The 4,802-nt window shown below is 53.4% G+C and carries 5 protein-coding genes; all 5 read left to right on the top strand.

Annotation, left to right across the window (positions count from 1 at the left end):
* Window positions 1-396, top strand: a 396-nt coding sequence (locus tag A4E54_RS00160; RefSeq protein ID WP_286723608.1) for a GNVR domain-containing protein, incomplete at its 5' end; no start/stop codon positions are given.
* 18 nt (window positions 397-414) lie between these two features.
* Window positions 415-1,131, top strand: coding sequence for a CpsD/CapB family tyrosine-protein kinase (locus A4E54_RS00155; protein ID WP_286723607.1), 717 nt, complete (start codon window positions 415-417; stop codon window positions 1,129-1,131).
* A 119-nt stretch (window positions 1,132-1,250) separates the two neighbouring features.
* On the top strand, window positions 1,251-2,783 hold the full coding sequence (wbaP, locus tag A4E54_RS00150; RefSeq protein ID WP_286723606.1) for an undecaprenyl-phosphate galactose phosphotransferase WbaP: 1,533 nt from the start codon (window positions 1,251-1,253) through the stop codon (window positions 2,781-2,783).
* A 35-nt stretch (window positions 2,784-2,818) separates the two neighbouring features.
* Window positions 2,819-4,012: a UDP-N-acetyl-D-mannosamine dehydrogenase gene (gene wecC, locus A4E54_RS00145; protein WP_286723604.1), complete on the top strand. Its 1,194-nt coding sequence runs from the start codon at window positions 2,819-2,821 to the stop codon at window positions 4,010-4,012.
* 11 nt (window positions 4,013-4,023) lie between these two features.
* Window positions 4,024-4,802, top strand: a 779-nt coding sequence (locus tag A4E54_RS00140; RefSeq protein WP_286723602.1) for a zinc-dependent alcohol dehydrogenase, incomplete at its 3' end; no start/stop codon positions are given.

The raw sequence follows: 4,802 nt of genomic DNA, 5'->3' as shown, positions 1-4,802 counted from the left end.
GCGGCCCTGAACCAGCAAATCGACCAGGTCCAGGCGGAGTTGACCGATAAAAAGACCAAACAGGACCGACTCCAGGCGGAGGTCAAACGCCTTGAGGACACCAGGAAACTACTGGCGGATAAGACCGCTCAGACCCAGATTGCCCGCTCCATCGACCTTGGCAGCACCAGCGTGGTGGTGTTTTCTCCGGCCATGGCTCCGGCCGAGCCGGTGAAGCCCAAGAAAAAGCTCAACATAGCGTTAGCCTTCGTCCTGGGGCTGATGGCTTCCGTGTCGCTGGCTTTTCTATTGGAGTTTCTCGACAACACCATCAAGAATCCCGAAGATGTGGCCCAGCACCTGGAATTGCCCGTGCTCGGGATGATCCCCCTGGCCGATGTGCGGTCAAGCGAATAAACGGAACGAGGTAGAAAAATGCCTGTCAGCAGAAACGGAGACAGTGCCCTTTATGCTTATTTCAAACCGAAGTCGGCGATAGCCGAAGCCTTTCGCACCTTAAGGACAAATATTTCATTTTCTTCACTGAACCGGCCCTTCAAAACCATTATGACCACCAGCGCCGGCCCGTTGGACGGCAAGTCCACAGTGACATCCAACATGGGCGTGGTCATGGCCCAGGCCGGCAGCCGCGTCCTGATTGTGGACTGCGATCTGCGCAAGCCCGTGATGCACAAAAATTTTGAGACTGACAACCACCGCGGGCTGACCAACCTGTTGGTTCAGGACCTTGATATTGCGGAAGTAATCAAACCCACCAGGGTGGAAGGGCTCAGCCTGCTTACCAGCGGCCCGATCCCGCCCAACCCGTCGGAACTGCTCGGATCGTTGAAGATGAAGAACTTCCTGGAAAAAGCCGCCGGGATGTACGATATAGTGTTCATCGACTCGCTGCCGGTGATTGCCGTTACAGACGCCTCCGTGCTGGCCCCGCTGGTGGACGGCGTAATGCTGGTAGTGAAGTCGGGCGCCACCAAGATAGATATGGTCAAGGAAGCTAAGAACCAGCTGAAAAAGGCCAAAGCCCGGATCATCGGGGTAGTGCTGAACGAGGTAAAAATGAAGAGTGAGGACTACCACTACTATTACTACTACAAGAGCAGGAACAAGCCGTCAAAAGAAGTGGTGCTTTAAGCATTATCCACATGTGACAAGGCGCAATGTGAGCAAGGTTGATTTTTTTATCATGAATTTAGGACTTATTTCATAGAAGAAATGGGACTATGATCCTGGAAAAATGAGGTGGTTCTAAAATGGTTCCCAATGAAAGCCGGGTTGCAACCGTCCATAGCTCCACAATAGGCGCCGCCCAATTGTTGACAACACTACCGCGGCCGCTGAAACTGCAACTGCGGAAAGTGATCGAATTAACGTCTGTTTTAACCGTTGATTTGGGCGCTTTGGGAATTAGCGTCGCTTTGGCTTATTTCGCGCGCGTTTTCATATTGCCCTGGCTTTCGGGCGCTTTTCCCCCGGAACTGCCGCCCAACCTGCCGGAGCGCTTGTGGTGGCTGCCGGCAGTGTTTTTGGGTGCTATAGTTTACGAAGGCCTGTACACCAAGAGATATTCTTTCTGGCGTGAGTGCGGCCTGTTGATCAAGGCTGCCACTCTGGCCTTCCTGGTGTCGCTGTCCATAGTTACCCTGGCCAAAACAGGCGGGGAAGTGTCGCGAACCCTCGTCGTCCTTATCTGGTTTTTTTCCCTGGTAATGTTGCCGGCCTTCCGTTATACCGGGAAGAACCTCCTCGCCCGCGCCGGCATCTGGGAGAAAAAAGTGCTGGTGCTGGGCGCCGGCAGGACGGGTGAACTGGTGATGCAAGCCCTGGACCGCGAACCGTACATGGGCTACCGGGTAGTGGGACTTTTAGATGACGATCCGGAGAAGAAATATAGAATTTTTACTGTCAACGGCGGCGCCAGAGTGAAGGTATTGGGGGGATTCCGGGATTCAGACAACGTAATGGCTGAAACCGGGGTTTACAATGTGATAGTGGCCGCTCCCGGCCTGGCGGGCAATGTTCTGGTGGGCCTGGTAAACCGCCTGCAGCGGGTTTGCGATTCTGTAATAGTGGTCCCTGATTTATTCGGTTTGCCGGTTATGGGTGTGGAAGCGTCATACTTCTTTGACGACCGTTTTTTAGCGTTGCGTTTGAAAAACAACCTGGCCAGCCGCACGAATATCTTTTTGAAGCGCGCTTTTGACCTGACCGCCGGCGCGGTAGTCCTGCTCCTTCTGCTTCCCGTGATGGCCGCCATAGCCCTGGCCGTGAAGCTCGATTCCCCCGGCCCCGCCGTTTTTGCCCACCGCCGCATCGGCCGGGGCGGCCGGGAGTTTATGTGCTATAAGTTCAGGACGATGGTAGTTGACGCGCAGGAAGTGCTGGACAAGCTTTTAAAAGAAAATCCTGTCCTCTGCGAGGAATGGGAAAGGGACTTTAAATTGAAGGACGACCCGCGCATTACCAGGGTAGGAAGGTTTTTGCGCAAAACCAGTCTGGACGAGTTGCCACAGATATTTAATGTCATTAAAGGCGAGATGAGTCTGGCCGGTCCCAGGCCAATCGTGCGGAAAGAGATAGAAAAGTATAAAGAGAATATTAAATATTTCTACCAAGTCCGACCCGGGCTGACCGGCCTCTGGCAGGTCAGCGGCAGAAACGAAATAGAGTATGATGAACGAGTGCAATTGGACGCTTGGTACGTGCGCAACTGGTCCCTGTGGCTGGACATTACCCTGCTGCTGCGCACCGTGGCTGTGGTTACGGCAAGAAAAGGGGCTTATTAATAAAAAAACGAAATATTTTAAACACGGGGGGAAAAATGAACGTTTCGATCATTGGCCTGGGCTATATCGGGCTGCCTACGGCAGCGCTAATAGCATCCAACGGTATAAAAGTTTATGGTGTAGATATAAACCAGGGCGTAGTAGAAAAGATTACCCGTGGCGAAGTGCATATTGTCGAGCGTGACCTGGACGGATTGGTGCAAAAGGCTGTGACAAACGGTTTTTTAACGGCTGGCGCGGTGCCGCAAAAGGCCGACGTTTTTATCATAGCAGTGCCGACACCGGTAACGGAAGGCAACAGGCCGGATGTTACATTCGTCGATAAGGCGGTTGAGAGTGTTATTCCTTTTTTAGAGAAAGAAAACTTGCTTATAATCGAATCCACCTGCCCGGTGGGTATTACGGACAGGCTGGCTGGCCGCATATTCTATCGCAGGCCGGATCTCGCGGGCAGTCTATTCATTGCCTACTGTCCGGAGCGGGTTTTGCCCGGCCGGATTTTATATGAATTAGAACATAACGACCGGATCGTGGGCGGTATTAATGAAATATCGGCAAAAAAGGCGGCTGAATTTTACGCCGGTTTTGTTAAAGGAAGCGTATTTCAGACAGACGCCAAGACTGCCGAGATGTGCAAGCTGGTGGAAAACGCCTACCGTGACATCAATATCGCCTTTGCCAATGAGCTTTCCATTCTATGCGACAAGGCCGGCGTCGATGTATGGGAATTGGTCAGCCTGGCCAACCGGCACCCGCGGGTGAATATTTTGAATCCCGGCTGCGGTGTTGGAGGGCATTGCATTGCCGTCGATCCCTGGTTCTTGGTGAGCCAGTTTCCGGAAGAAGTCAGGATTATTAAAACGGCCAGGGAAATTAACGATTTTAAGCCTTCCTGGGTTGTGGAGAAGATCGAGGCTATGGCCGGCGACTTTAGAGAAAAACGAGGCAGGCCTCCGGTGCTGGGCTGCCTTGGCCTCTCATATAAGCCTGATACGGACGACACCAGAGAGAGCGCGGCTTTAAAGATAGCCAGACAGTTGATTGACAGAGGCTACCGGGTTCTGGCCAATGAACCGAATATAAATAGCGATTTCGTGGCGGGGATTAAGAATCATACATTATCCAGTGTATTGCGGGAAAGTGATTTGATCATTGTTAACGTGCTGCATTCAGCATACAGTGGCGTTGTAAATAAGGCGGCGGAAAATGTCATTTGTTTCGCCGGCTGAGGTGGATAATTGTGCTGCAGGCAATAATCAAAAAAGGTAAGATATATCCGGAAGAAGTGCCCGTGCCGCAGGTGCAGGAGGATAGTGTCCTGGTAAAAGCTGTTTATTCATGCATATCTGCAGGCACTGAGATCAGCAGCCTCCAGGAGGGCGGTAAGTCCCTGGTTAAAAAAGCCCTGGAGAAACCGGACAAGGTGAAGCAGGTTTTGGAAATGGCCGGACGCGAGGGTGTGGGACGCGCCATGGCCAGGTTGAAAGGAAAACTTGATGCCGGCAGCCCCACAGGCTATTCCGTGGCAGGTGTTGTTGTGGCTTCAGGCCGGCGCATTAACGATCTTAAAACAGGCGACAGGGTGGCCTGCGCCGGCGCGGGTATCGCCAATCACGCCGAATATATTTCGGCGCCTCGCAACCTGGCGGTGAAAATTCCACCGGGAGTGGAGTACGGAGAAGCTGCCACCGTCGCCCTGGGCAGTATAGCCATGCAAGGAGTGCGGCGCGCGCAAGTCCAACTGGGGGAATTCGTGGTCATCTTTGGCCTGGGCATCCTGGGACAGCTTGCCCTGCAGATGGTCAGGGCCGCCGGCGGCCGGTGCGTAGGGGTGGATATTGATCAGCGCCGCCTGGTGCTGGCCGGCCGCTTTGGCGCCGAATTGATTTTAAATCCTAATGAGGAGGATGTTGTCAAGCAACTCCTTCATCTTACCGGCGGGCACGGCGCTGACGCCGTGATCTTTACCGCCGCCGCCACCGACCCGGCAGTCCTTTCCCAGGCATTCACTCTTACCCG

This window comes from Pelotomaculum sp. PtaB.Bin117 (assembly GCF_002067195.1).
GTDB classification, from domain to species: domain Bacteria; phylum Bacillota; class Desulfotomaculia; order Desulfotomaculales; family Pelotomaculaceae; genus Pelotomaculum_D; species Pelotomaculum_D terephthalicicum.
This window is presented reverse-complemented; position numbering and strand designations above follow the sequence as displayed.